Raw genomic sequence first — 25049 nt, 5'->3', positions numbered from 1 at the left:
GCCGCCGAGATGATCTCGACGGCAGCCCGTGGACCGGTACCGGGGCCGCCTACTTCCAGGTGTCGTTCGTGGTGTAGCCCGACGAACCGCCCGTCGTGTACGAGCGGTTGCTGCCCGACTCCCAGGTCACGTTGCCGGCGCTGTCCTTCTTGAGGAACTTGTACGCGAACGCGGTGTTCTTCTGGGTGATCACCAGCTTGCTCCACGTCGGGTAGGACGCCGAGGAGAGCGGGATGGCATCGGCCGTGTTCCAGGAGCCGAGGGAGGGGATGGAGCCGACGACGTAGACGTTGGTCCCCCAGTCCGTGGTCGCGTACTCGTTGAAGGTGACATCGGTGGCATCGGAATCCGCCACGTTCCAGGAGCTGTTGAGGGACAGGGCTGCAGTGGACGTGGTCGCGGACCTGTTCGCGTTCGACTCCCAGGTCACGTTGCCGGCGCTGTCCTTCTTGAGGAACTTGTACGCGAACGCGGTGTTCACCGGCACGCTCACCTCGCCCGACCAGAGCGGGTAGCCGGTAGACGACAGTTTGACCGCCTTGGAGGTGTCCCAGTCGCCCAGGGACGGGATGGACCCGACGACGTAGACATCGGTGCCGGACGTCGTCGACGCGTACTCGCTGAACGTTGCGTTCACCGTGTCCCCGGAGCCGCCCGTGTTCCCGCAGCCGGCAGTGCAGGTGTAGGAGGAGTCGTAGAAGGCGATCGCGCTCTTCGCCGGGATGGTGAGGGTCGCGCTGCCGCCGGACACCGTCACCGTGCTGGCGCCGCCGTCGACGACGTCCTTGTACGTGCCGTCCGCCATGCCGGTCGTGAAGGTGTACGTCGCCTGCGACGTACCGTTGTTCAGCGCGAAGAAGCCCTTGCCGCTGCGCCCGAAGCCGATGACGTCCGACGACTTGGTCTGCCAGTCGGAGACGGCCGCCGAGTCGGTCGCGTTGTGCCAGGCCACCATGCCGACCACCGCGGTGTCGCGGTCGAGGCAGTACCAGGCGCCGCTGGAACAGTCCGTGTCCGTTACGAACCCGGAGGAGTTCGGCGGGGCCTGGTCGCTCTGGGTCCACTCCCAGCTGGCGAACACCGTTGGCGTCGCCCACTTGTAGGCCAGTTCGAAGAGGTTGGCGAGCCGGTAGCCGTCGCCGTCCTTGTAGGACATGTCCATACCGTTGCGCTCGGTGTCGTGGTTCGTCACGAAGGAGACCGAGTTGGCGGCCGGCAGGATGCCGGACGTGGACAGCCCCGACAGGTCCGAGACGTTGCCCTGGAACGCCGACTTCATCCGGGTGGCGTAGGTGAAGTCCAGGACGTCACCGGTGCCGTAGTAGTCGCTGGGCTGCGGGGTCGATCCCGGGTACACCTCCTGGAAGACGTAGGGCGCCGTTCCCGACGTGGTGTTCGTCAGCTTGGACTCGATCGCTGCCAGGTCGGTCGCGGGTATGTGCTTGGCCGCGTCCACCCGGAAGCCGTCGACGCCGAGGGCGAGCTGACTGTTGAGGTAGCCGGCGATGCCCGTGCGCACGGTGTCCGACTCGGTCTTGAGGTCGGGCAGGCCCAGCAACTCGCAGTTCTGCACCTGGGTGAGGTCGGAGTAGTCCTGGATGGTCAGGTCCGAGGTCGGGCACTCGGTGGAGTCGTGGTAGTCGGTGCGCGTCCAGTCCGGCGTCTCGTATGGGTCGGTGATCGTCGTGCCGTGGTAGCCCGTGCCGGTCTGCGCGGCCGTGTGGTTGATCACCGCGTCCGTATACACCTTGACGCCCGCTGTGTGGCAGGTCGAGATCATGTTCGCGAACTGCGCTTCCGTTCCGAAGCGGCTGTTCAGGTCGTAGGAGTACGGCTGGTAGACGTCCCACCAGTAGTAGTTCGACTGCTTGAGGGACTCCTCCGGCGGTGCGACTTGGACCGCGCCGTAACCGGCCGGGCCCAGCACGTGGGTGCACTCCGAGGCGATGGAGTTCCAGTTCCATTCCCACAAGTTGGCGATCACGTCGCCCTTCGCGGTCGTGTCCGCCTGCGCGGGAGTGCTCTGCAGGGCGGTCACGCCCAGGAGCGTGAGCGCCCCTGCCGCTATGGCGCCTGCCGTGCGGTTGAGGACACCCGGTGGTCGGTGTCTGGTCATGTGCGGCTCCGAAAGTGGGGTTCGGCTTTCAACAACTGGTGAGAGTGCTGCTGCTGAGAAGGGCACGTCAAGAGTCCGAGTGAAAGTTCTTGCTATCGGTTTCAAGTGTCTTGCTGTAAACCTTTCGTTAGCGATACGGTCGCGCGGGCGCCGGGCAGCTAGGCCGTGCCACGGCATTGGGCTCGGACCCAACAGAGCCGTAATCGCAAGGAGTCACCGCCTGTGATACCGAGATGGCCGGCGCCCCGGAGGCGCCACACCCGCTACCTCAGACGAACCGCCGTCACCCTCGCGGCGCTTGCCGCCGCCTTCGTCCAGCCCGTCGCGGCCCGCGCCGCCACCCCGCCCCCACCTCCGTCGGACGCGGCCCTGGCCGCCCAACCCACCCGGCACGGCGACACCCGCGAGCAGTTCTACTTCGTCATGCCGGATCGTTTCGCCAACGGGGACAAGTCCAACGACCGGGGCGGCCTGACGGGTTCCCGCCTCAGCACCGGCTACGACCCCACCGACAAGGGCTTCTACCAGGGCGGCGACCTCAAGGGCCTGACGAAGAAGCTCGACTACATCAAGGGACTCGGCACCACCGCCATCTGGATGGCGCCGATCTTCAAGAACCGCCCTGTACAGGGAACCGGAGCAGATGCCTCGGCCGGCTACCACGGTTACTGGATCACCGACTTCACCCAGGTCGACCCGCACTTCGGCACCAACAAGGACCTCAAGACCCTCATCTCCAAGGCGCACGCCAAGGGCATGAAGGTCTTCTTCGACGTCATCACCAACCACACCGCCGACGTCGTGAACTACCGCGAGAAGTCGGCCGACTACCTCTCCAAGGGCGCCTTCCCGTACCTCACCAAGGACGGCCGGCCCTTCGACGACGCCGACTACGCCGACGGCAGCAGGAAGTTCCCGGCCGTCGACACCGACTCCTTCCCCTACACCCCGAAGGTCACGAGCGCGAGCAAGGTTCCGGCCTGGCTCAACGACCCGACGATGTACCACAACCGGGGCGACTCGACGTACGCGGGCGAGTCCACGACCTACGGCGACTTCTCCGGGCTGGACGATCTGTGGACCGAGCGTCCCGAGGTCGTCCACGGCATGGAGAAGATCTACGAGCGGTGGGTGAGGGACTTCGCCGTCGACGGCTTCCGGATCGACACCGTCAAGCACGTCGACATGGACTTCTGGACGCAGTGGGCGACCGCGCTGAACAGGTACGCGGCGGCGCACGGGCGGAAGAACTTCTTCATGTTCGGCGAGGTCTACTCCGCCGACACCTCCGTCACCTCCCCGTACGTCACCCAGGGCCGCCTCGACGCCACCCTGGACTTCCCCTTCCAGGACGCGGCCCGCGCCTACGCCTCCCAGGGCGGCAGCGCCCAGCGGCTCGCGAGCGTCTTCGGTGACGACTACAAGTACACGACCGGCAAGGCCAACGCGTACGAGCAGGTCACTTTCCTCGGCAACCACGACATGGGCCGCATCGGCTACTTCCTCAAGCAGGACAACCCGAAGGCCACCGACGCCGAGATCCTGCGCAAGGACGAGCTCGCCAACGAGCTGATGTTCCTCAGCCGAGGCAACCCGGTCGTCTACTACGGGGACGAGCAGGGCTTCACCGGTTCCGGCGGTGACAAGGACGCCCGTCAGACCATGTTCGCCTCCAAGGTCGCCGACTACTTGGACGACGACGAGATCGGCACCGACCGCACCCACGCCAGCGACTCCTACGACCCGGGCGCACCGCTCTACCGGCAGATCGCGGCGCTCGCCAAGCTGCGCAGGGCGAACCCGGCCCTGACGGACGGCGTGCAGACCGAGCGGTACGCGGCCGACGGCGCGGGCGTCTACGCCTTTACCCGCACCGACGCCCGGACCGGCCAGGAGTACGTCGTCGCCTTCAACAACGCGGGTGAATCGAAGACGGCGACCTTCGCCACCGGTTCCGCGGACATGGCCTACCGGGGCGTCTACGGCGCCACCGGCTCCGTGCAGTCCGGCGGCGACCGCAGGGTCACCGTCTCCGTCCCGGCCGAATCCGCAGTCGTCTACAAGGCGGCCGGCACCCTCGCCGCCCCCGCAGCCAAGCCCACGGTCACCCTGACGGCCCCGGACGCCGGGGCGACGGGCGCCGTGGACCTCACCGCTGACGTCGGCGGTGGGCAGCTCAACCGGGTCGTCTTCGCCGCCCAGGTCGGCAACGGCAGGTGGCGGACGCTCGGCTCCGCCGACCACGCCCCCTACCGGGTCACCCAAGTCATCGGCAAGGACGTACCCGCCGGGACCGCCCTGCGCTACAAGGCCGTCGTGGTCGACTCGGCCGGGCACACCGCGAGCGCGACGGCGAGCAGCACCACCGGAACGCCGCCCGCCCCCACGGTCCCCACGGCCTCCTCCCGGGACTACGCGATCGTCCACTACAAGCGCGCCGACGGTGACTACGGTGACTGGGGCCTGTACGCCTGGGGCGACATCGCTGACGGAGAGGCCACCAACTGGCCCGCCAGCCACCCCTTCATCGGCCGGGACGCCTACGGCGCCTTCGCCTACGTCAAGCTCAAGCCCGGTGCCTCCAACGTCGGCTTCTTGGTCATCGACAAGGACGGCAACAAGGACGTCTCGGCCGACCGGAGCATCGACGTCAGCAGAACGGGCGAGGTCTGGGTGGAGCAGGGCAAGGCCGACGTACTGACCCAGCGGCCCGACTACCCGGCCCCGGACAAGACCAAGGCGGTCATCCACTACCACCGGGCCGACGGGAACTACGACGGCTGGGGCCTGCACGTCTGGACCGGTGCCGCGAACCCCACCGACTGGTCGCATCCGCTGGAGCCGGTGAAGACTGATGCCTATGGCGCGGTCTTCGAGGTGCCGCTCACCGAGGGTGCCACCAGCCTCAGCTACATCGTCCACAAGGGCGACGAGAAGGACCTGCCCGCCGACCAGTCCCTGGACCTCAAGGCCGACGGCTACGAGGTATGGCTGTTGAACGGCCAGGAGAAACACCTGCTGCCGCAGCCGGCGGGCAGTGCCGCCGCCCTGGACCTGACCACCTCCAAGGCGATCTGGATCGACCGGGACACCCTCGCCTGGAACGGCATCGACGGTGCCGCCTCCAGTCAGCTGCTGTACTCCCGCGACGGCTCCATCACCGTCAAGGACGGGACGCTGACCAGCGACGACGAGCGATGGCTGCGCCTGACGAAGACCACGCTCAGCGAGGCCCAGAAGGCGAAGTTCCCGCACTTGAAGGACTACACCGCCTGGTCCGTGGACCCGCGCGACCGGGACCGGGTGCGCCGGGCACTCAGGGGTCAGCTCGTCGCCTCGCAGCGGGCTGCCAACGGCGCCGTCCTGGCCGCGACCGGTGTCCAGATCGCGGGCGTACTGGACGACCTCTACCCCAAGGCGACCAAGGCCGCGCTCGGTCCGGTGTTCCACCACGGGAGGCCGACCCTGTCCGTCTGGGCGCCGACGGCCCGGTCCGTGCGGCTCGACCTGGACGGTCGTACGGTCAGGATGCACCGGAACCGCACCACCGGCGTCTGGTCCGTGACGGGCCCGAGGTCCTGGAAGGGCAAGCCGTACCGGTACGTCGTGAAGGTCTGGGCGCCCAGCGTCCGGAAGATGGTCACCAACAAGGTCACCGACCCCTACTCGGTCGCACTCACCGCAGACTCCGAGCGCAGCATCGTCGCCGACCTGGACGACCGGTCCCTCGCGCCGCGCGGCTGGTCGAAGCTGCGCAAACCGAAGGCCGTACCGCTGAAGGACGCACAGATCCAGGAGCTGCACATCCGGGACTTCTCCATCGGGGACCCCACCTCGAAGCACCCGGGAACCTATCTGGCCTTCACCGACAAGAACAGTGACGGCTCCCGGCACCTGCGGGCACTGGCCAGGGCCGGCACCTCCTACGTCCACCTGCTGCCCGCCTTCGACATCGCCTCGATCCCGGAGAAGAAGGCCGACCAGGCGCGCCCCGACTGTGATCTGGCCTCCTACCCCGCAGACTCCGCCAAGCAGCAGGAGTGCGTGGCGAAGACCGCCGCGAAGGACGCGTACAACTGGGGCTACGACCCGTACCACTACACGGTCCCCGAGGGCTCCTACGCCACCGACCCGGACGGCACCGCCCGTACGGTCCAGTTCCGCAAGATGGTCCAGGCGCTCAACCAGGACGGCCTCCGGGTCGTCATGGACGTCGTCTACAACCACACCGCGGCCAGCGGCCAGGCGGACACCAGCGTGCTCGACAAGATCGTGCCGGGCTACTACCAGCGGCTCCTGGCCGACGGATCGGTGGCCAACAGCACCTGCTGCGCCAACACGGCACCCGAGAACGCGATGATGGGCAAGCTCGTCGTGGACTCCATCGTCACCTGGGCCAAGGAGTACAAGGTCGACGGGTTCCGCTTCGACCTCATGGGGCACCATCCCAAGGCCAACATCCTGGCGGTCAGGAAGGCCCTGGACGCGCTGACCCTGAAGAAGGACGGCGTCGACGGAAAGAAGATCATCCTCTACGGCGAGGGCTGGAACTTCGGCGAGGTGGCGAACGACGCCCGGTTCGTCCAGGCCACCCAGGCCAACATGGCGGGGACCGGTATCGCCACCTTCTCCGACCGGGCCCGAGACGCGGTGCGCGGCGGCGGCCCCTTCGACTCCGACCCCGGCATCCAGGGCTTCGGGTCCGGGCTGTACACCGATCCCAACTCCTCCACGGCCAACGGGACCAGGGCGGAGCAGAAGGCGCGGCTACTGCACTACCAGGACCTGATCAAGATCGGTCTGACCGGCAACCTCGCCAAGTACCGCTTCACGGACGACGACGGTAGGGAGGTCACCGGAGCCGAGGTCGACTACAACGGTTCGCCCGCCGGCTACGCGGACGCGCCGGGCGACGCCCTCGCCTACGTGGACGCGCACGACAACGAGTCGCTGTTCGACGCCCTGACCTACAAACTGCCCAAGGACACCTCGGCGTCCGACCGGGCTCGGATGCAGGTCCTGGCCATGGCCACGGCAGCGCTCTCGCAGGGGCCGTCCCTGTCCCAGGCGGGCACCGACCTGCTGCGCTCGAAGTCCCTGGACCGCAACTCCTACGACAGCGGGGACTGGTTCAACGCGATCCACTGGAACTGCGCGGACGGCAACGGCTTCGGACGCGGGCTGCCCATGGCGGCCGACAACGCGTCCAAGTGGACGTACGCCAAGCCGCTGCTCGGCACGGTCAAGGTCGGCTGTGCGCAGATCAACGGCGCCTCGGCCGCCTACCAGGACCTGCTGAAGATCCGTACGACGGAGCGGGCGTTCTCGCTGGGCACGACCGCGCGAGTGCAGGACCAGCTGTCCTTCCCCCTGTCCGGGAAGGACGAGACACCGGGCGTGATCACCATGCGGCTCGGTGACCTGGTCGTGGTGTTCAACGCGACCCCGCAGAAGCAGGAGCAGCGGCTCGACGCCGTGGCCGGAACGCACTACCGGCTGCATCCGGTGCAGGCCCGCGGAGCCGATCCGGTGGTGAAGGCCTCCTCCTACGCGGCGGGTTCGGGCACGTTCACGGTTCCGGCACGGACCGTGGCAGTGTTCACCCGGGTGGGGAGCTAGTGTCAAACCCTGTGCCGTAGACGACAGGAGTGCCCTCATGCCCCAGATCACGATCGACTACACCGACGGTCTGGTGGACGCCGGATTCGACATCGTGGGGTTCGCGAAAGCCCTGCACGGGGCGGCCGTCGAGGTGACGGGGGCGACATCGAAGAGCTGCACGTCGCTGTTCCGGCCCAGTGAGGGCACTCTGGTCGGGTACCGGGACGCGGAGGAGGACTCGTACGCCGTCGTCCACGTGATCATCGGGCTTCTCGCCGGACGCAGTGCGGAGACGAAGGCGCGGCTGACGGAGACGGCGCTCGAACTGCTCCGCACCCATGTGGCGCAGGAGGACTTCACCCTGCACGCCTCCGCCGAGGTCCGCGACCTCGACGCGTCGTACCGGAAGTTCGACCGCTAGTGCGTCAGGACGCCAGGGAGATGAGCCGGCCGACCAACTCCGCGAAGGGGCCGTCGGCCGGCTCGTCCTTGACCATGGTGTGCAGCAGCGCTGCCATGTCGGCGTCGTAGGCCGCGCTGACGGCGGTCAGCGCGGCGAAGTCGTGCACCAGCTGGAGCTCCAGTTCGGCACGCGGGACGCGGCGCCCGTCAAGCCAGATCAGCGCCGTGGACTCGGCGAGCGAGATCCACGAGCGCACGACCAGTTCCAGGCGCGCGGATGCCTCCGTCACTCCCAGGTGCGACAGGATCTGGTCGTACGCGGCCTGGCGCACGGCGTCGATGAGCGCGTTGGTGGTGGAGGAGCCGACGGCCGGGCCGCCGCGCATGAGGGCCGAGAAACCGGGACCGTGCTCGTCCACGAAGTCGAAGAAGCGGCGCATCACGCGCAGCAGCCGGGCGCCCAGCGAGCCCTCGTGCGGCTCGGCGAAGCGGCCCGCGAGGTCCTCCGAGGCACGCTTCAACGCAGCCTCGTACAGACTGAGTTTGCCGGGGAAGTAGTGGTAGACGAGCGGGCGCGAGATGCCCGCGGCCGACGCTATCTCGTCGATGGAGACCTCGTCGGGCGAACGTCGGCTGAACAGTTCGAGGGCGACGCCGATCAGCTGCTGCCGCCGCTCCTCGACGCCCATCCTGCGGCGAACCCCGGTACCCATGCCCACACCTTACCGATCGGATCCGGCCGCGAACCTTCCGGATCCGACGTGGTGTTCACATGGTTCCGTCACAGATCCAGCACGAGACGCTCACTTCTGGCTCGTGATACACAGATCAGCATCGAGTCGGCACGCTCCGCGTCCGTCAGCAGCTCGTCCCGGTGGTCCACCTCTCCCTCCAGTACCCGCTGCTGGCAGGTGCCGCAGAAGCCCTGCTCGCAGGAGTAGGCGGTGCCGGGCAGTTCACGGCGCACGGCGGCCAGCACGGTGGAGTCTGCGGGGACCGCCAAGGTCCTTCCGCTGCGCCGGAGTTCGAGTTCGAACTCACGGTTTCCGTCCGCGGACGCACGCGGCGCGAACCGCTCCAGGTGCAGGGTGGCCCCCGCGGGCAGCCGGGCCTCGACCGCTTCCATCAGACCCTCGGGGCCGCAGCAGTACACCGCGGTTCCTTCCGCGGTGCCGGCGAACACAGCAGCGAGATCAGGACGGCCGTCCTCGTCCTCGGCGGCGACCGTCAGGCGGTCGCCGGCGAGTTCCCGCACCTCTTGCAGGAACGGCATCGAGGCCCGCGTCCGCCCCCCGTACAGCAGTCGCCAGTCGGTGCCGTCCGGGAGCGCCCGCAGCATGGGGAGGACCGGGGTGATGCCGATGCCTCCGGCGATGAAGACATACGAGGGTGCCTCGACGAGCGGGAAGCGGTTCCGGGGCCCGCGCACCTCCAGTTCCATGCCTTCGGCGAGCTGCTCGTGCACCTCGCGGGAGCCGCCGCGCCCGTTCTCGACCAGCCGTGCGGCGATCGTGTAGGAGGAGGCGTCCGTCGGGTCCCCGCACAGCGAGTACTGCCGCACGAGCCCGGACGGAAGCACCAGGTCCAAGTGTGCGCCCGGCTCCCAGCGCGGCAACTCCCGCCCTTCCAGGCGCAGTTGTACGACACCGTCGGCGACCGTCTCGTGCCCGGCGAGCAGCAGGCGGAGCATCTGCGAGCGCGGCCGGCCGGAGACGGGCGGGTCCAGGGCGGGCAGTGGCCACAGCGGGGAGGCCTGGACGCGGCGGCGCAGGGCTCGCCGGGTCAGCAGGGCGGCGCCCGCGACGAGCGCGATGGTGTGCGGCTTCGGCATCACGACACCGCCCTTTCCGCGGCCAACGCGGCGGGGGAGGACGCCAGGTAGGCCACGGCCTGGGCGCTGGAGCACTCCTGGGAGGGGTGATAGGTGCGGCTGAGATAGCGCGGGATGGAGCTCACCATGGCACCGGTGGTGGGTAGCGTGCCCCGGCGGCCGCTCCGACGGAAGTCCCGGAAGGAGGCCTTGCCGTCCACCAGGGTCGGGTCGTTCTCCATGAAGAAGCGGGCTCCGCGCTGCCACAGGAACACCAGCGCGGTGAAGGCGGTCGCCCAGGTGCGCGCCCGGCGCCGGTAACTGCCGTCGACGTGCGTGAACAGGTCGAAGGCAACCGAACGGTGCTCGACCTCCTCGGCACCGTGCCAGCGCAGCAGGTCCAGCATGGTGGGGTCGGCGCCGCGCCGGTCCAGCTCGGCGGCGTTGAGTACCCAGTCGCCCAGGAAGGCGGTGTAGTGCTCGATGGCCGCGATGAGGGCCACCCGCTCCAGCAGCCACCAGCGGCGGGCCCGGCCCGGCGGCAGTGTGCGGTCGCCGAGCAGTTTCTCGAAGAACCAGTCGACCTGGGCGGTGTAGGGAGTCGGGTCGAGCCCCAGCGCCCTCAGATGCGGCAGCACCTCGTCGTGGGCTCGGGAGTGCATGGCCTCCTGCCCGATGAAGCCGATGACGTCCTCGCGGAGCCGATCGTCCCGGATCAGCGGCAACGCCTGCTTGTACACGTGCACGAACCACCGCTCACCGGCGGGCAGCAGCAGGTGCAGCACGTTGATGGTGTGCGTGGTGAACGGATCTCCGGGCACCCAGTGCAGCGGCGTGTCCTCCCACGAGAAGGACACGTTGCGGGCCTTGAGCGGGATGCGCTCGGACTCCACCGGCCGGGGCGGCCGGAGCTGCTTGTTAGACATACCGTCAATGTACTGAGGAGTAAGTCCCAGGGGAACCCTCGTACGGCGACTTGTGCGGCGACCTGTACGGACGCGCACGGGTGGACTCACACGTCGGTGCGCCGCGCCCCGGAGTGTCCTCGCGGGTGTCGCCGACGGCACCCCGGCGCCCGCCGGGCGCGAGCGGCCGTGTCGCAGGCCCGGTGGGGAGCTCAGTGCAGCCCGTCGATCGCCTGGCCGTCCTTCAGCGTCCCCTGCAAGCTCGCCTGCACACCCTGCTTCGCCCGTACGGCCAGTAGGTTGCCCTGCGAGCTCGCGCGCACCCCGCCGGTCGTGGTGATCGAACCGGTGTCCCGGCCGCCGGCCGCCAACAGGTACCAGGTTCCGGCGCCGGACTTCCACAACACCCCGGCCAGCACGTGGGGGCCGTGCGGCCCGCACGCCGGCACGTCGGTGCCCTTGGCCACGACCGCGCCGACCGGCTTGCCGGGCGGGTGGAACTGGGCCAGCACGGCCGTGCCGGCGCCGCGCCAGGTCTCGGCTCGGGTGCACACCCAGTCGCCCGCCCCGCTGCCGTCGGGCAGTGGCTGTTCGGCGTAGGCCCAGGCGTTCACGCTCCGGATGCCCGCCGAGCGCTCGGCCGCCAGGGAACAGGCGAACGGTGCCCAGGCGCGCAGCCCCTCGGCACCGGACACTGCACCGGTCGATCCGGGGCGGCCCTCCGTGAGCTGGGCTGGGACCAGTTCGCCGAGGTCGGTGGAGAGCCGGGTGCCAAAGGTGTCGGTCAGTTGGAGCACCGTCCACGACGTGCAACTGCCGGGCCGCAGGGCGGGACTGGCCAGTGGGGCGGTGACGCCGTCGCTGACGTTCAGGGGCGTCGCGGTGGATTCCGGCTTCATCAGGTCCCGCGACGCTGCCTTCTTCACCCAAGGGGCGATCAGATAGCTGACGTTGCCGTCGGACCGTCCCAGCACCAGTGCGCTCGCCTCGGCACGGGACGCCCCGTCGGCGCGGGCGAAGTCGAGGGCCGCGCCCTGGGTGCCGTCCTTCGGTTCGGCATAGCGGGCGATGCGCAGTCCGTCGTACAGGATCACCACCCGGGCGTTGTCGACTGCGCCCGCGTAGAGCAGTTGGGGCGGCCCGGCGGGGCCGCCGGTCTGGGTGCCGGGTGTCGCCGAGACACGGACCTTCTCCCCGGGCCGGGCCCACACCGCGAGGGCGCGGCGCAGCAGGGCCTTGTCACCGGTGAGTGGGCCGCGTGCGGGCCAGACCGAGAAGTCAGTGCGCGCTGAGGACTTCCAGGCAGCGGGGGAGATGCGGGTCAGCTTGGCCGGGTCGAGGGCGGCCTCGGCGGCCGGGTTCTCGGCGTAGACCGGCGCGGCGGCCCCGTCCGGGCCCCAGCCGCCGCCCGGCAGGGCGACCAGCGTTCCGCACACCGCGAGCGCCGCGGCGGCGGCGAGCGCGGCCTTGGTGTGCTGCCGGCGGCGCATCAGGTCGGTGGGTCGGGCCTGTAGCGAGCACGGGTCGAACTCGGCGGAGGAGAGCAGCGCGGGTTGGGCCGGCATGCCGTCCGCCCTGGCCAGCGCCCCGCCCGGGTCGTCGACTCCGGCGGCCTTGAGTACCTTGTGGATCTCCGCGTCGGACAGCTTCTCCAGGCCGCGCAGCACACAGGCGGCCCTGGCCGGCCCGGAGAGTGCGGACAGGCGTTGATCCAGGGCGAGTGCGTCGGCGCCGCCCGAGCGCGGGAACAGCCGCAGACCCCACACCTGGGGCAGCAGCGGTGGTAGCTGGGCGAGGCGGGGCAGACCGGTGCGGGGACGGGCCGCCCGCAGGGCCGTTCGCAGGACGCGCTCGCGGAGGTAGGCGTACCCGGGGTCGCTCACCCGGCCCGCGGACTGGGCCGGGATCGCGTCCGGCCGCTTGCGTCCGCGGGGCAGCGCGCGCTGGGCGAGCGCGTGTGCGGTCAGCACCCGGCGGCTGCGGCCGAGGTCTGGAGACAGCACCAGGTAGGCGATGCGGACCAGGCGCGGGTAGTGCTCGGCGAGGGCGACCTCGGCCTGCTCGACATCGACCGAACCGGATTCGGCGGGGGCGGGCGCATGGTGCTGGGCTACATCCTGTGACTGCACGTCCGGGAGAACGAGCGAGTCGATGGTTGGTCACCACCGGATGAGTGGTTCACTCCTCCGGGTCGACCAGGAGACGTGCGTAGTTGGCCATCGACCGCTGGTACCGCGGCAGATGGGGGGCGAGGGCGCCGAGGACGAGGGACAGCCCCTCACGGTCGCGGCCGAGGCTCGACAAGCACAGCGCGAGGCAGGCCCGTACCGCATCGTCCAACTCATCGGATGGGCCTTCGAGTTCCGGAGTGAGCAGTTCGACGCCCTCCTCCGCCCGGCCGATGTTCCGCAGTGAACTGGACAGTTGGATTCTGGTCCTGCGCCCCCGGTAGCCGTCGAGTCCTCGTGCGAGCGCCTCCCGGTACAGCGGCACGGCCCTGTCCGAGTGCCCGGTCGAGTCCCAGGCACAGGCCTGCTCGAAGGGCCTCAGCGGGCTGTCGTCCGGCAATTCGGCGACGAGCGTGTCGATCAGCGCACGGAATTCGTGCGCGCGCTCTTCCGGATAGCCGTCGAAGGTGGCCCAGGCAGCTGCCACGCGGTCTTCCCAGTCGTCGGTCACCAGGTCACCTTGCCACGGTGGTGTTCGTCATGCACCTGATTTGGCATGTGATCTAGGCATGACACAAGCCGGCGGCGAAGGGGGCGCCACCGGCTTGTGTCATGCGGACCGCCCCAGTGGACCGGAGGCGGCGGGTCGGCTGCAGCGGGTCAGGCGCAGCGACATCCGTGGTTGATGCACCAGGCGATCTTGTTCGCCAGGCCACCCTTCGTGATGCTGATGAAATCGTCGTGGTCGGTGGCCGGTTTGTGGAGCTGTTCCGGGAAGCCGTCCACTGCGAAGGCGTTCTTCACCACGCCGTTCTGGATCGTCGGCTGCGGTACGTCGTACACCAGGCGCATGGTCAGCTGCGGGATCGCCTTGAACCCGCTCGGACAGTTGCCGTCGGCGTCCATGAACGCCACGTGCGTACGGTGGTTGGCGCTGTCGGTGTTCTGGCCGTCCCAGCAGCTCTGGTAGGCGAACGAGCGCACCACCTTGCTGCCCTTCGGGCAGATCGGGTACTGCGTGGTCAGCTGCACCTTGCTCTCGAAACCGGTGCAACTCCAGTGCGCGTTGGCGTTCTTCAGGCCGTTGGTGGTCGTCTTGGCGTCACCGGTGATGATGCGCAGGAACTGCGGCATCGGTACAACCTTGCTGGTGGGGCTGCCGATGTACTTGATCTGTGCGGCCAACGGGGTCACGATCCGGCCGACGTTGCCCTCCTTGCCGCCGCCGAGCTGGTTCTGGTCCACCTCTTGGGTGCCGTCCTGTACGCGCAGCACCGGCCAGTAGTACGCCGACAGGTCACTCTTGTTCTGGCAACTGGTCCCACCTTGCAGGAAGTTGCCGTCGTTGGAGAACGCGTTGATCTTCTGGTTGCCGACGTAGTCGTGGGTGTGGTGCGCGCCGTTGTTCACGCCCGGGGCCACGATCACGTTGTCGGTGTTGCGGACCTTGTTCGCGTTCACCCCACACCGGGTGACGAACGAGCCGGTCGAGGCGTTGGCGGTTCGTCGGGGCCTGGCGGGGACATTCGGCTGGACCTTCGTGATGTCGACGAAGTCGGCCGCGACCGGGCCGTTGCCGGCCTGTCCGCCGATGTTCTGCTGCTGGCCCGCGCCGCCTCCCTGCTGCTGCCCGCCGTTGTTGTTCTGCTGGCCGTTGTTCTGCTGGTTGTTGTTCTGTCCGTTCTGCCCGCCGGCGCTGGACTGGCCGGCCGGCTGCCCGGTGCAGGCGGCGAGAGCGTTCAGATCACTGGGTGCCGTACCGCCGACACGGGTGATCTCCAGCTTGATCCGGTCGAGGATCGCCTTACGCCGGTCCTTGAGCGGCTGCAAGATGGTGTTCTGTACGAACCTCGCGTCCCTGGCCTGCGCGTCCCGCGTGGTCGCCAGGCGCTGGTAGGCGTTGGTGACCTGGCGGTCAAGGGTGGCCAGTTCCCCGGCGACCTCGCGACGGGCGCGGTTCGGCACATTCGTGAGCTTCTGGCCGACGTCCGGGCAGGAGATGGTCGCGACCTGAGCCGCCGCGGCCTTGGTCTGGTTGCCTCCCCATGCCTGGTGGTTGGGCTCGTGCGCCGAGGCGTAAAAGTTCGCCCAGATCAGCCCGCCCCCGCCGAGCGCTAGGGCCGCCGATGCGGCTATGGCCTTGGTGGCCAGCGGCGTACGGCGCTTTCGTGTGTTGCGTCCCATGGAACTCCTCTGACTTCCTTGCGGTGCAGCATCGGGGCACCCGACAGGAGTGAAGCGGCGTCCATCCATACGGACGCCGCCCCGGAGCTGTTCACCGGTCTGGGGAATTCATTACCGGATCACTGCGAGACAGCAGCCTCAACAGCCCCATGAGTAGCGGAAGTTACCGAAAACGCCGACCGCACCACGCGAGTCACTCGCCCGAAGCCCGCTCCCGGGGGGTGGTGCCGGCTACACCCCACCGGGGCCCGGCCAGCACCTTCGCCTCCACCTCCGGGTCCAGGCCGACGGCCGCCCGGTCCGGCCGCTGAGGTGCGCTGCCACCGATCTCGGTGAGCCACCGCCAGGTGTCCGCGACGGTCTCCGCGGCCGGGCGGCACACCAGCCCTGTGGCCAGCGCCCGTGTCACGTCGGCACGGTGCAGGGCGTCGTACGTCTCGCTGTCCGGAGGTACCCACACCGGCAGTTGGGTCCACGGCTCGATGCCCGCTTCGGCGAGTACAGCCGGTTCGGTCCAGCGCAGTTCGGCCCCCGAGCCGGTGACCCGGACACAGGCCTCGAGCAGGTCGCCCATGGTGGTGTGCCCGGGCGGGCCGACCAGGTCGTAGGGTCCGCTCAGGTTCTGCTCCACCGCCCCGAGGAGCCAGGCGGCCAGGTCGCGCGCGTCGATGAATTGCAGCGCCAGCGAACGCGGCCCGGGTGCCAGGACCGGGCCGCCGCGGGCCATCCGGGACAACCACCAGGGCAGCCGGCCGATGTTCTCGTACGGGCCGAGGATCAGCCCGGCCCGGACCAGCAGCGAGTTCTGCGCGCCGAAGGCCTCGACGGCCGCCCGTTCGCCGCCGCGTTTGTCCCGCGGATAGTCAGTCGGCCCCGCGTCGGCGGCAGCGCCGTCGACCAGCGCCCCGTCTTCGACGTCTCCGCCCGCCGGTGGCCGGGGCCAGGCGTACACGGACCGGCTGGAGAGGTACGCGTACCGTCCGGCTCGCCCGCACAGCAGTCGTGCCGCGTCCAGCACCGCGCGTGGTGCGGCCGACCAGGTGTCGACGACGGCGTCCCAGGTGCCGCCGTCGGCGGCGAGCGCGGCGAGGCCGTCGGGAGCGGTGCGGTCGCCGTGCAGCGACCGCACTCCCGGAGGGGGGCGGTGCCGTCCCCGGTGGAAGACGGTCACTTCCCAGCCACGCGCGAGCGCGGCCTCCACCACGGTCCGCCCCACGAACTCCGTACCGCCCAGCACCAGAAGTCTCATGCAGGTGATCCTGCCCGGAGCCGGACTGGGCAGGCAGGAATCCGCTGAGGGCAGAGCGGCGGATCGTACGTCCCTTTGGGCCGGCACACCGCTGTTGCTGCCCGGCGACGGCGAAGGGGCGCCGGTGGCGGGCGCCCCTTCGGAGAACGCTTCGCCACGTTCCGGGTGGATCAGACCCGGCCGGCCTTCTCCAGCGCGGTGCAGCAGGTGTCCACCAGCAGACGGGTCACCACGTACGGGTCCACGTTGGCGTTCGGGCGGCGGTCCTCGATGTATCCCTGGCCGTCCTTCTCGACCTGCCACGGGATGCGGACCGAGGCACCGCGGTCGGACACGCCGTAGGAGAACTCGTCCCAGGGGGCGGTCTCATGCAGCCCCGTCAGACGCTCGTCGATACCGGCTCCGTAGTTCTTCACATGGTCCAGCGGCTTGGAACCCTCACCGAGTGACTCGCACGCCGTGATGATCGCGTCGTAGCTCTCGCGCATCGCCTTGGTGGAGAAGTTGGTGTGCGCGCCGGCGCCGTTCCAGTCGCCCTTGACCGGCTTCGGTTCCAGGGTCGCGGAGACGCCGAAGTCCTCGGCGGTGCGGTACAGCAGCCAGCGGGCCACCCACAGCTGGTCGGAGACCTCCAGCGGGGACAGTGGACCGACCTGGAACTCCCACTGGCCGGGCATGACCTCGGCGTTGATGCCGGACAGGCCGAGGCCCGCCTTCAGGCAGTTGTCCAGATGGGCCTCGACGACCTCGCGGCCGAAGATCTCGTCGGCGCCGACACCGCAGTAGTAGCCGCCCTGCGGGGCCGGGAAGCCGCCCTCGGGGAAGCCCAGCGGGCGGGGTCCGTCGAAGAAGGTGTATTCCTGCTCGATGCCGAAGACCGGTTCCTGCGCGGCGAACTTCTCGGCTACCTCGCACAGCGCGGCACGCGTGTTGGAGGAGTGCGGGGAGAGATCCGTGTTCAGCACCTCGCACAGCACCAGGACGTCGATGCCGCCGCGGATCGGGTCCGGGCAGCAGAAGACCGGCTTGAGTACGCAGTCCGAGGCACGACCCTCGGCCTGGTTGGTGGACGACCCGTCGAAACCCCAGACCGGCAGCGCATCCAGACCGGCGGGAGCCCCCGTGATGATCTTCGTCTTGGAACGGAGCTTGGCCGTCGGCTCGGTGCCGTCGATCCAGATGTACTCAGCCTTGAAGGTCACGGGGCCACATCCTTCGGGTGGGTCGGGCGCACGCGCGGGTGCTGCGGCACCGGGGCGCCGCTCGATCTGCCGGGCAGCCTGTCAACAGGCCGTTTCCCGGTCATTGCCCGTCGGTGAACCCGGTGTTACCCGGTGCTGGTGCGTCGCGCCCCGCAGTGTGAGGGGATGCGGGGCCTGGTGCGGGACGCTCGCCGGCCCCGGCCCCGGCCGCGGCCTTCCGCACCCCGGCCAGGAATTCGCGGATCGCCTCCCGCTGGTGTTCGTCGTAACCGCTCAGCAACTCCGTCGAACGCTGGATGAGCGGGCCGAAGAACGCCCAGCCGAGCTCCACGGCGTCGTCCGCCACCTCGACGACGACCTTCCGCCGGTCCCGTGTCCCGCGCGTCCGGCGTACGTGCCCGGCCCGCTCCAGCCGGTCGACGAGCGCGGTCGTCCCGGCCGAGTTGAGGCCCAACGCAGCTCCGAGCCGTCCCGCTGTCATCTCCTCACCCGCCCGCCGCGCGTCCATGAGGGCGATCAGGGCGCGCACGTCCGTCGGGTGCAGGCCGTTGGCGTGCGCGAACCGGGCGCTGTGCAGCCAGAGTTCGACGGCGGTGGCGCGCAGTAGGTGGACGATCTCCAGTTCGGCCTCGGGTCCGGTCTGCACAGTGACTCCTCGGGCTATCATCTCGCCGAGCAATTATCTTGGTAAGCGAGATAATAAGGGGGATCCATGACCGGATACGACCGTGACGGCTTCCGCGTCGCGTACGACAAGGTCCTGGCGAAATGGCCGGCCGACCGCGCGGCGCTGACGGTCCGCACCCCGTTCGGCGACACGCGCGTCAACGCCTGCGGCCCGCGCGACGCACCGCCACTGCTGCTGCTCCCGGGCGGTGGCGGAGCGACGTCCGCGTCCTGGTACGCCCAGGTCGCCGCCCTTTCCTCGATCCGCCGGGTGTACGCCGTGGACCTGATCGGTGCCCCGGGCCTGAGCGGCCGGGCGGGCGACCGCCACCCCCGTACGGTCGCCGACCTGACCGGCTGGCTGGACGCCGTCCTCGACGGCCTGGGCGCATCCTCGGCCGACCTGGGTGGCCATTCCCACGGTGCCTGGATCGCCCTGCACCAAGCCCTGCACGCCCCCGCTCGGGTGCGCCGCCTGTTCCTCCTGGACCCGACCCAGTGCTTCGCTGGGTACAAGGCGGCGTATCTGATCCGCGCCCTGCCGACGGTGCTGCGCCCCACGCCTCGCGGCGTCAGCGCGTTCCTCACCTGGGAGACCGGGGGCGCACCCCTGGACCCCGACTGGCTGAACCTCCAGCGGGCCGCCGCCGGCTTCCCCTCCGCGAAGCCGGTGACCGGCCCGCGCCCGGGACCGGATGCGTTGCGCGCCCTGAACGTGCCGGTCCTGCTGCTCGTGGCCGCGAACAGCAGGACCCATGACCCCTGGGAGGTGGCGGACCGGGCCGGTGCGCTGCTGCCGCACGCGGAGATCGCCGTGCTGCCGGACGTCTCCCACCATGCGCTGCCGCAGGCCGCGCCGCCCGCCCTGACCCGCCATCTCACCCCTTTCCTGTCCGGTTCCTGAGCCTCACCCCACCTTCTCGATCACCGCGTGACGGATGAGGAACTTGCCGGGCTCCCGCACCTGTTCGAAGGCCGCGTTGTTCAGCAGGACGCAACTGCCCGAGACGGAGGTGACCTTCACCGTCGTGGACTTGTTGTTGTCCAGGTTGGTGACCTTCAGGGTCGTGCCCGCCGGGAACTGGTTGCTGGACGCGGCCGGGGCGCCGCCCTCGCCGGACAGGGTCACGGTGGAGCCCTTGCACACCTGCTGACCGGATGCCGCGGCGCCGCCTCCCGCGGCACCAGACTGTGCGGGCTGTGCGCTCTGCTGGGCGCCGCCGGCCTGCTGGTTGCCCTGTTGGTTGCCCTGCTGTCCGGTCTGGGAGCCCTGAGCCGACTCCCCAACCGTGCAGCCGGACGCGGCCTGCTTGCGTTTGATCTCCTTGATGACCGCCTGGCGGTTGGCGATCCGGGCTTCCGACTGGGCATCCGGGTTCGCCCGCTGGCCGTCGATGAACTTCTGGTTGTTGCCGAGGGCCGTGGCCAACCCCTGGCAGACCGTCGAATCCGCGGCGGACAGCGTCCCGGCGTGCCGTGCGGGCTGGGCGGCGTTCGAGGTGGTGGCCAGGGCGAAGGCTCCGCCGCCCGCCACCGCCGCGGCGCTCGCAAGGAGCGCGATCTTCTTCCTCGTACTGAGAGTTCTCCTGCGCGACATGCGCGCCTCCTGAAGAGGTAGGGGAGCGTACGCCGCTATGTACGGGATGCCGAAAGAGGTTGCTCAGCAACGCCGGAAGTTCCAGCAAGTGACCTGTACCACAAGGCAGTTGGACAGAGCTCAGCTCGTGCCGCGGGCCAGTGCCGCGCGTACGGCCTCCTCGGTGCGCGCTACCAGGGCGGTGCCGTCGGCGGCGGTGATGATCGGGCGCTGGATCAGCCTGGGGTGCTCGGCGAGCGCGGTGATCCAGCGCTCCCTCGCGCCTGCCTCCCGTGGCCACTCCTTCAGGCCCAGTTCCTTCGCGGCCGTCTCCTGGGTCCGGGTGATGTCCCACGGTTCGAGGTCCAGCCGCTTGAGCACGGCCCTGATCTCGTCCTTGCCCGGCACGTCCTCCAGGTACCGGCGGACGGTGTAGTCGGCTCCCTCGGCATCGAGCAGGCTGAGCGCGCCGCGGCACTTGGAACACGCCGGATTGATCCAGACCTCCATGCGGGACACGCTACTCGCCATCGGCTCTGTTCGAATTTCACGCGCCACGACCGGCACTCCTCGAACTGCAGTGACACGGCGACAACGTCCCTTCTCAACTGGGCATTTGTTCGTCGCCGGGAACCCTGGCTGTCAGTGCCCGCCGGTACACTGGAAGCAGTGTTCGAGGCAGTCGCCGGACCCCCGGTGGGCTGCCTGACCGCGACAGGAGGATGCCTGTGCCCGCTGCCGCACTCAAGCCGAAGCCGTTGCCGACCCAGTCCACCGCCAAGCGCTCCGTGCTGCTCGACTCGCCCTACGTGCCGGTGGACAAGCGTCCACTGCCGGCCGGACGTCCGCGCGAGTGGTACGTCAGCCACAACCGCCGCCTGAAGGCCATGCGCCTCGCCATCGCACTGCTCGACTCCGGGGTCTTCCTGCCGGACCAGGCCCGCAACGAGACGATACGCAGCACGGCGGAGGGCATCGGTGTGCACCCGCCGTCGGACACGACCTGCCACATGGTGCGGGCACTGATGCGCTACTCGCGGTGAGCCGCGGCGCCGGGTGCTCCGGAGCACGGGGCACCCGGCACCGTGCTCAAGCGGACAGCTCCCGTTCCAGCGGCGTCCGGAACCGCGGCGTCACCCGGGTCGTCCCCAGCCACCCGTGCAACCGTTCAGCCGCCGACGCCACCGCCGCAGCAGCCTCTCGCCGTGCGGCCTCCTCGGGGATCCGCCACGCGATCTCGCCGTCCGCGCGCTGTGCCCAGCCGCCCACCACCCGGCCGTTCCACCACACCGTCGGTCCCACGTTGCCGCTGCGGTCGAAGAGGAGCGGGCGCAGCTGCGCGGGGAGGTACCAGTCCCGCTGCCGCCAGGCCATCGCCGTCGGGTCGAGGGCCGGGAGCAGGGCCGCCCAGGGTTCCCCCGGGTCCGGGACCGGGGCCAGGTCGTCCGCGCAGACGTACCCGGTGCCCTCGTCCAGGGAAACCTCCCACGCTCCGACCGCTGCCAGGGCCCGGCGTACCTCGGTCACCCGCCAGCCCGTCCACCACTTCAGGTCCGCCTCCGTCGCCGGGCCGCACACCCCCAGCCAGCGGCCCAGCAGCCGCGCCTGGGCCTCGGCGGTGTCCAGTTCCGGGTGCTCGGGCGCAGGTGCCCAGCGGAACCGGCTGGACGTCCAGGAGCCGAGCGGGCGGCCCCGGACCACCTTGCCTTCGACACCGAGCACCCGCAGCAGGCGGGAGGAGACCGTGTGCAGGCCCTCGTAGCTCTTCCCAGCCGCGTACACGAACTGCTCGCTCAACCGGGGCTCGTCCGCCGACCTCCTCGATGCCACCACATCCTGTCAGCATGGTCGCCGACGCCACTGACTATCGGTCCCGGCTCAGGCCTTCGCCCAGGTCCGCGTTCGTCTCCGTGCCCCTCCCGGGCTCCGTCACCCGTTGTTCCCGTCACCCGTTCGCCGGACTGCGCATGCGCCGTGGCGCCCACCTGTCCTTGACTGCGATCAGGAGGTGACGGGAGCGATCCGGAAAGAGGCCGCCGTATGAGCACCCCAGAGGACCGGGCCCAACTCGGCAAAGGCGCCCGCAAGCGCGTCTCGCGCTCCGCGCACGGCCGCTGGCTCGCGTCCGCCGAGCGGAACGATCCCGTCGCGGTGCTGGAGCGGCAGGGACGCGACCGGTTGCCCGAGTTGCTGGCGATCAGGTACGGCAGGATGGCCGCCTCACCGCTCGCCTTCCTGCGCGGTGCCGCCGCCGTGATGGCCGCCGACCTGGCCGCCCAGCCGCACACCGGTCTGACCGTGCAGCTCTGCGGTGACGCCCACCTGTTGAACTTCGGGCTGTGTGCCTCCCCGGAACGCGCTCTGCTCTTCGACCTCAACGACTTCGACGAAACCTTCCCCGGTCCCTTCGAATGGGACGTCAAACGCCTCGCGGCCAGCGTCGCCGTCGCCGCCCGGGAGAACGGGCACAGCGAGGGCGAGGCACACGCGGCAGCGCAGGCCGCCGTGCACGGCTACCGCGCCGCCATGCGGCGGCTGGCCGGGCTCGGTGAACTGCACGTCTGGTACGAGCGGGTCGACGCCGACAGCCTGCTGCCCCTCATCCGGTCGTCGCGCGGCCGGCGCCGAGCCGAGTCCAGCCTCACCCGTGCCCGTCGCCGCACCAGCCTCCAGGCCCTCGGCAAGCTGACCGAGGTCGTCGACGGCCAGCGCCGAATCATCCACGACCCGCCGCTCCTCGAACCCGCCGGTGCTCCCGACACGGCCTGCCTACGGAAGATCTTCAGTGACTATCGTTCCACCCTCTCCGAGGAGCGCCGCCAGCTGCTCGACCGCTACCGCTTCGTCGACGCCGCCCGCAAGGTCGTCGGCGTCGGCAGCGTCGGCCTGCGCTGTTTCATCGTGCTGCTCGCCGGGCGCGACACCGACGACCCGCTGTTCCTGCAGATCAAGGAGGCGCGCACGGCGGTGCTGGAGGAACACCTGCCGAGCGGGCCGTTCATCCACCCCGGGCACCGGGTCGTCGCCGGGCAGCGGCTGCTGCAGTCCGCCTCGGACATCTTCCTGGGCTGGATGACGGGACCGCAGGGCCGTGCCTTCTACTGGCGCCGACTGCGTGACGGGAGGAAATCGGCGGACGTCGCCGGCATGAACCCCGCAGGGCTCCTCGCCTACGCCCGCCTGTGCGGTACCACCCTCGCGCGGGCCCACGCCCGCTCCGGCGACCGCATCGCCATCGCCGCCTACCTCGGCGGCGCCAACACCTTCGACCGGGCCGTCGCCGACTTCGCCCTCGCCTACGCCGACCAGACCGTCACCGACCACGCCACCCTGGGCGCGGCCATCGCGGCGGGTGTGGTGACGGCCGCGCCCGGAGTGTGACCGGCTGCCGGTCACCGGGTGCGGAGGCGCTTGAACGAGCACCACCGGGCGTACCCCGCGGGCGCCGGTACCGGGCGGCAGACCGGGGGAACGCCCTTCGGGGCCAGGTGCCGGGCCGGCGTCAGGGCGGGAGGAGAACCGGTGGGCCAGAGCCCCCCGAGTCACAGGCCGGGTGCGCCCCACACCGGGAACCAGCGGCCGAGGTCCTGCTCGATCCGCAGGTCGTCCGCGAGGGCCGCCTTCACCCGCAGCTCCAGCGCGTTGTCCCGCCGCTCGCCGGTACCGGGCAGGGGCGCGAACGGGTAATAGGTGCCGCGCTTGTAGAGATAGACCAGGGCCAGCTTCCGCCCGGCGTCGTCCGTGAACACCGCCAGGGAGCACAGCAGCTGCGGTCCGAAGCCGTTGACCTCCATGGAGCTGTTCACCGCGTGCAGGTCGTTGACGAGCTGCGGGAGCTGGTCGGGAGCCCGCCGGGACACCAGCCAGGAGTATCCGTAGTCGTCCTGTCGCAGCTCCACCGGAGGGCCGGTGCGGTCGGTGTCCGCATCCAGCAGGGCCTGTACCTCCCGATGGGTCTGCTCGAAGGCCGCGCCCTCCACCGTGGCGAAGCACACCGCTCCGCATCCGGTCGGTGTGAATCCGGCCGCCGCCTCCAGGGCGACCGCAGCTGAGGGCAGCGCGAACAACTGGTCGAGATTGGGCGCGACCGGCTTCGTACGCCCCAGCAGAATGTCCAGCAGGCCCAACGCTCAGTCCGCCTTCCGCAGTTCCATGGTCCTCAGTCCGCCTGCTCCGGGGTGGCGGCCTCGCCCAGCTCCGTCGAGATCCGGCCCAGCTGGTCCAGCCGCTGCTCCAGGGTCGGATGGGTGGAGAAGTAGCGCTCGATGCCGGGTTCCCTGCCGGTCGCCGGGGTGAAATAGAACGCGTTGAACGCCTGGGCCGTGCGCAGGTCCTTGGTCGGAATACGGGCGATGTCCCCCGTGACCTTGGTGAGCGCCGCCGCGAGCGCGGAGGGCCGGCCGGTCAGATGCGCGGCGGCCCGGTCGGCTGCCAGTTCCCGGTACCGGGACAGGGCCCGGATCAGGAGGAAGCTGATCGCGTACACGGCCGCCGAGACTCCCATCACCGCGGCGAAGATGACGGCGGTGTTCTGGTCCCTGCGGCCGCCGCCGAAGAGCTGCGAGTAGAAGGCGAACCGTACGATCAGCCCGGCGATTACCCCGAGGAACGATGCGATGGTGATCACGGCGACGTCCTTGTGCGCCACGTGCGACAGCTCGTGCGCCAGCACGCCCTCCAGCTCGGCGGGCTCCAGTCGGCGCAGCAGTCCGGTGGTCACGCAGACCACGGCGTGATCGGGGTTGCGTCCGGTCGCGAAGGCGTTCGGCATGTCCATGTCTGAAACGGCGACCACCGGCTTCGGCATGTCCGCGATCGCGCACAGCCGGTCCACCACCGCGTGCAGCTCGGGATACTCTTCCCGCTCCACGACCCGCCCGCGCATCGCAAACATGGCGATCCGGTCGGAGAACCAGAACTGCGCCACGAACATCGCGCCGATCAGGACGACGACCAGCAGCCACGACTTCAGCAGCACGATCAACGCCGCGATGAACCCCACGTACAGCAACCCGAGCAGAAACATCGTGAAACCCATACGCATGGTCAGCCGCCGGTCGTTCCGGAAGCGGCTCTGCATCTTGCATCACCCCGCAGTCAGGCTCTCTTCCCGGTGTCCAGTGTGCACCTGCCGCGTCCCATGAGGAGGTCCCGAACGGCCCTAGGCGCG

The 25049-nt window shown here is 69.8% G+C and carries 18 protein-coding genes and 2 pseudogenes; 5 read left to right on the top strand and 15 right to left on the bottom strand.

From position 1 onward, the window contains the following. Positions 1–49: 49 nt before the first annotated feature. Positions 50–2116, bottom strand: a complete 2067-nt coding sequence (locus tag LK06_RS08095; protein WP_043434969.1) for a carbohydrate-binding module family 20 domain-containing protein — start codon at positions 2114–2116, stop codon at positions 50–52. Positions 2117–2338: 222 nt separating this feature from the next. Here LK06_RS08095 and pulA point away from each other — a divergent pair, with 222 nt between their 5' ends. Then, the gene (gene pulA / locus LK06_RS08090; protein ID WP_043434971.1) at positions 2339–7735 is read left to right on the top strand and encodes a pullulanase-type alpha-1,6-glucosidase; all 5397 of its coding nucleotides are present in this window, start codon (positions 2339–2341) and stop codon (positions 7733–7735) included. A gap of 37 nt (positions 7736–7772) precedes the next feature. After that, on the top strand, positions 7773–8138 hold the full coding sequence (locus LK06_RS08085) for a 5-carboxymethyl-2-hydroxymuconate Delta-isomerase (protein ID WP_043406804.1): 366 nt from the start codon (positions 7773–7775) through the stop codon (positions 8136–8138). A gap of 4 nt (positions 8139–8142) precedes the next feature. Here the strand turns inward: LK06_RS08085 and LK06_RS08080 are convergent, their stop codons facing one another. The 9 genes and pseudogenes from LK06_RS08080 to LK06_RS08040 all read right to left on the bottom strand — a co-directional run. Next, positions 8143–8832: a TetR/AcrR family transcriptional regulator gene (locus tag LK06_RS08080; RefSeq protein WP_086083205.1), complete on the bottom strand. Its 690-nt coding sequence runs from the start codon at positions 8830–8832 to the stop codon at positions 8143–8145. A gap of 68 nt (positions 8833–8900) precedes the next feature. Continuing rightward, positions 8901–9950, bottom strand: a complete 1050-nt coding sequence (locus LK06_RS08075; protein WP_043434983.1) for a PDR/VanB family oxidoreductase — start codon at positions 9948–9950, stop codon at positions 8901–8903. Next, positions 9950–10855 (bottom strand): metal-dependent hydrolase, encoded by a 906-nt coding sequence (locus LK06_RS08070; protein ID WP_039655000.1) that lies wholly within the window; start codon positions 10853–10855, stop codon positions 9950–9952. Before LK06_RS08070 ends, LK06_RS08075 begins: the two co-directional genes overlap by 1 nt. A gap of 191 nt (positions 10856–11046) precedes the next feature. Continuing rightward, positions 11047–12963, bottom strand: a complete 1917-nt coding sequence (locus LK06_RS08065) for a hypothetical protein (RefSeq protein ID WP_043434973.1) — start codon at positions 12961–12963, stop codon at positions 11047–11049. 49 nt (positions 12964–13012) lie between these two features. Beyond that, the gene (locus LK06_RS08060; protein WP_052270119.1) at positions 13013–13513 is read right to left on the bottom strand and encodes a tetratricopeptide repeat protein; all 501 of its coding nucleotides are present in this window, start codon (positions 13511–13513) and stop codon (positions 13013–13015) included. A 149-nt stretch (positions 13514–13662) separates the two neighbouring features. Then, positions 13663–15186: a DUF1996 domain-containing protein gene (locus tag LK06_RS08055; RefSeq protein ID WP_043434974.1), complete on the bottom strand. Its 1524-nt coding sequence runs from the start codon at positions 15184–15186 to the stop codon at positions 13663–13665. A gap of 193 nt (positions 15187–15379) precedes the next feature. Further along, positions 15380–16435, bottom strand: a complete 1056-nt coding sequence (locus tag LK06_RS08050; protein ID WP_086083203.1) for an NAD-dependent epimerase/dehydratase family protein — start codon at positions 16433–16435, stop codon at positions 15380–15382. Between the two features lie 170 nt (positions 16436–16605). Then, positions 16606–17637, bottom strand: a complete 1032-nt coding sequence (gene glnII, locus LK06_RS08045; protein ID WP_039654996.1) for a glutamine synthetase — start codon at positions 17635–17637, stop codon at positions 16606–16608. A 202-nt stretch (positions 17638–17839) separates the two neighbouring features. Continuing rightward, positions 17840–18304, bottom strand: a pseudogene (locus LK06_RS08040) (MarR family transcriptional regulator); the annotation flags it as partial. Positions 18305–18349: 45 nt separating this feature from the next. On the opposite strand from LK06_RS08040, the gene LK06_RS08035 reads away from it, so the two are divergent. Beyond that, a complete protein-coding gene (locus LK06_RS08035) occupies positions 18350–19207 on the top strand; it encodes an alpha/beta fold hydrolase (protein WP_039654995.1) in 858 nt (285 codons plus the stop codon). 3 nt (positions 19208–19210) lie between these two features. Here LK06_RS08035 and LK06_RS08030 read toward each other — a convergent pair whose 3' ends face one another. Together LK06_RS08030 and LK06_RS08025 are read right to left on the bottom strand one after the other, a co-directional pair. Beyond that, complete coding sequence (locus LK06_RS08030) at positions 19211–19900, bottom strand: RlpA-like double-psi beta-barrel domain-containing protein (protein ID WP_043434975.1); 690 nt, start codon at positions 19898–19900, stop codon at positions 19211–19213. A 120-nt stretch (positions 19901–20020) separates the two neighbouring features. Continuing rightward, positions 20021–20389 carry an ArsC/Spx/MgsR family protein gene (locus tag LK06_RS08025; RefSeq protein WP_043434984.1) on the bottom strand — a complete coding sequence of 123 codons (369 nt, stop codon included), beginning with the start codon at positions 20387–20389 and terminating at the stop codon, positions 20021–20023. A gap of 218 nt (positions 20390–20607) precedes the next feature. Between LK06_RS08025 and LK06_RS08020 the strand changes: the two genes are divergently transcribed. After that, positions 20608–20922, top strand: coding sequence for a hypothetical protein (locus LK06_RS08020; RefSeq protein WP_039654992.1), 315 nt, complete (start codon positions 20608–20610; stop codon positions 20920–20922). A gap of 46 nt (positions 20923–20968) precedes the next feature. Here the strand turns inward: LK06_RS08020 and LK06_RS08015 are convergent. Continuing rightward, positions 20969–21691: pseudogene (locus tag LK06_RS08015) on the bottom strand (DNA glycosylase AlkZ-like family protein); the annotation flags it as partial. Between the two features lie 228 nt (positions 21692–21919). Between LK06_RS08015 and LK06_RS08010 the strand changes: the two are divergent. Continuing rightward, complete coding sequence (locus LK06_RS08010; protein ID WP_039654991.1) at positions 21920–23260, top strand: DUF2252 domain-containing protein; 1341 nt, start codon at positions 21920–21922, stop codon at positions 23258–23260. A 161-nt stretch (positions 23261–23421) separates the two neighbouring features. Here the strand turns inward: LK06_RS08010 and pspAB are convergent, their stop codons facing one another. Together pspAB and htpX are read right to left on the bottom strand one after the other, a co-directional pair. Further along, entirely contained in the window at positions 23422–24006 is a 585-nt protein-coding gene (pspAB, locus tag LK06_RS08005; RefSeq protein WP_039654990.1) for a PspA-associated protein PspAB, read from the bottom strand. A 32-nt stretch (positions 24007–24038) separates the two neighbouring features. After that, on the bottom strand, positions 24039–24959 hold the full coding sequence (gene htpX, locus LK06_RS08000) for a zinc metalloprotease HtpX (protein WP_071659114.1): 921 nt from the start codon (positions 24957–24959) through the stop codon (positions 24039–24041). Positions 24960–25049 lie beyond the last annotated feature (90 nt).

Origin of the sequence: Streptomyces pluripotens, from assembly GCF_000802245.2 — a bacterium.
Classification (GTDB): Bacteria; Actinomycetota; Actinomycetes; order Streptomycetales; family Streptomycetaceae; genus Streptomyces; species Streptomyces pluripotens.
This window is presented reverse-complemented; position numbering and strand designations above follow the sequence as displayed.

Bases quoted from the DNA above. Each gene is read 5' to 3' on its own strand.
- LK06_RS08095 (WP_043434969.1), bottom strand. From the start codon at position 2,116: ATGACCAGACACCGACCACCGGGTGTCCTCAACCGCACGGCAGGCGCC.
- LK06_RS08085 (WP_043406804.1), top strand. From the start codon at position 7,773: ATGCCCCAGATCACGATCGACTACACCGACGGTCTGGTGGACGCCGGA.
- LK06_RS08080 (WP_086083205.1), bottom strand. From the start codon at position 8,832: ATGGGTACCGGGGTTCGCCGCAGGATGGGCGTCGAGGAGCGGCGGCAG.
- LK06_RS08075 (WP_043434983.1), bottom strand. From the start codon at position 9,950: ATGCCGAAGCCGCACACCATCGCGCTCGTCGCGGGCGCCGCCCTGCTG.
- LK06_RS08070 (WP_039655000.1), bottom strand. From the start codon at position 10,855: ATGTCTAACAAGCAGCTCCGGCCGCCCCGGCCGGTGGAGTCCGAGCGC.
- LK06_RS08055 (WP_043434974.1), bottom strand. From the start codon at position 15,186: ATGGGACGCAACACACGAAAGCGCCGTACGCCGCTGGCCACCAAGGCC.
- LK06_RS08050 (WP_086083203.1), bottom strand. From the start codon at position 16,435: ATGAGACTTCTGGTGCTGGGCGGTACGGAGTTCGTGGGGCGGACCGTG.
- LK06_RS08035 (WP_039654995.1), top strand. From the start codon at position 18,350: ATGACCGGATACGACCGTGACGGCTTCCGCGTCGCGTACGACAAGGTC.
- LK06_RS08030 (WP_043434975.1), bottom strand. From the start codon at position 19,900: ATGTCGCGCAGGAGAACTCTCAGTACGAGGAAGAAGATCGCGCTCCTT.
- LK06_RS08025 (WP_043434984.1), bottom strand. From the start codon at position 20,389: ATGGAGGTCTGGATCAATCCGGCGTGTTCCAAGTGCCGCGGCGCGCTC.
- LK06_RS08010 (WP_039654991.1), top strand. From the start codon at position 21,920: ATGAGCACCCCAGAGGACCGGGCCCAACTCGGCAAAGGCGCCCGCAAG.
- htpX (WP_071659114.1), bottom strand. From the start codon at position 24,959: ATGCAGAGCCGCTTCCGGAACGACCGGCGGCTGACCATGCGTATGGGT.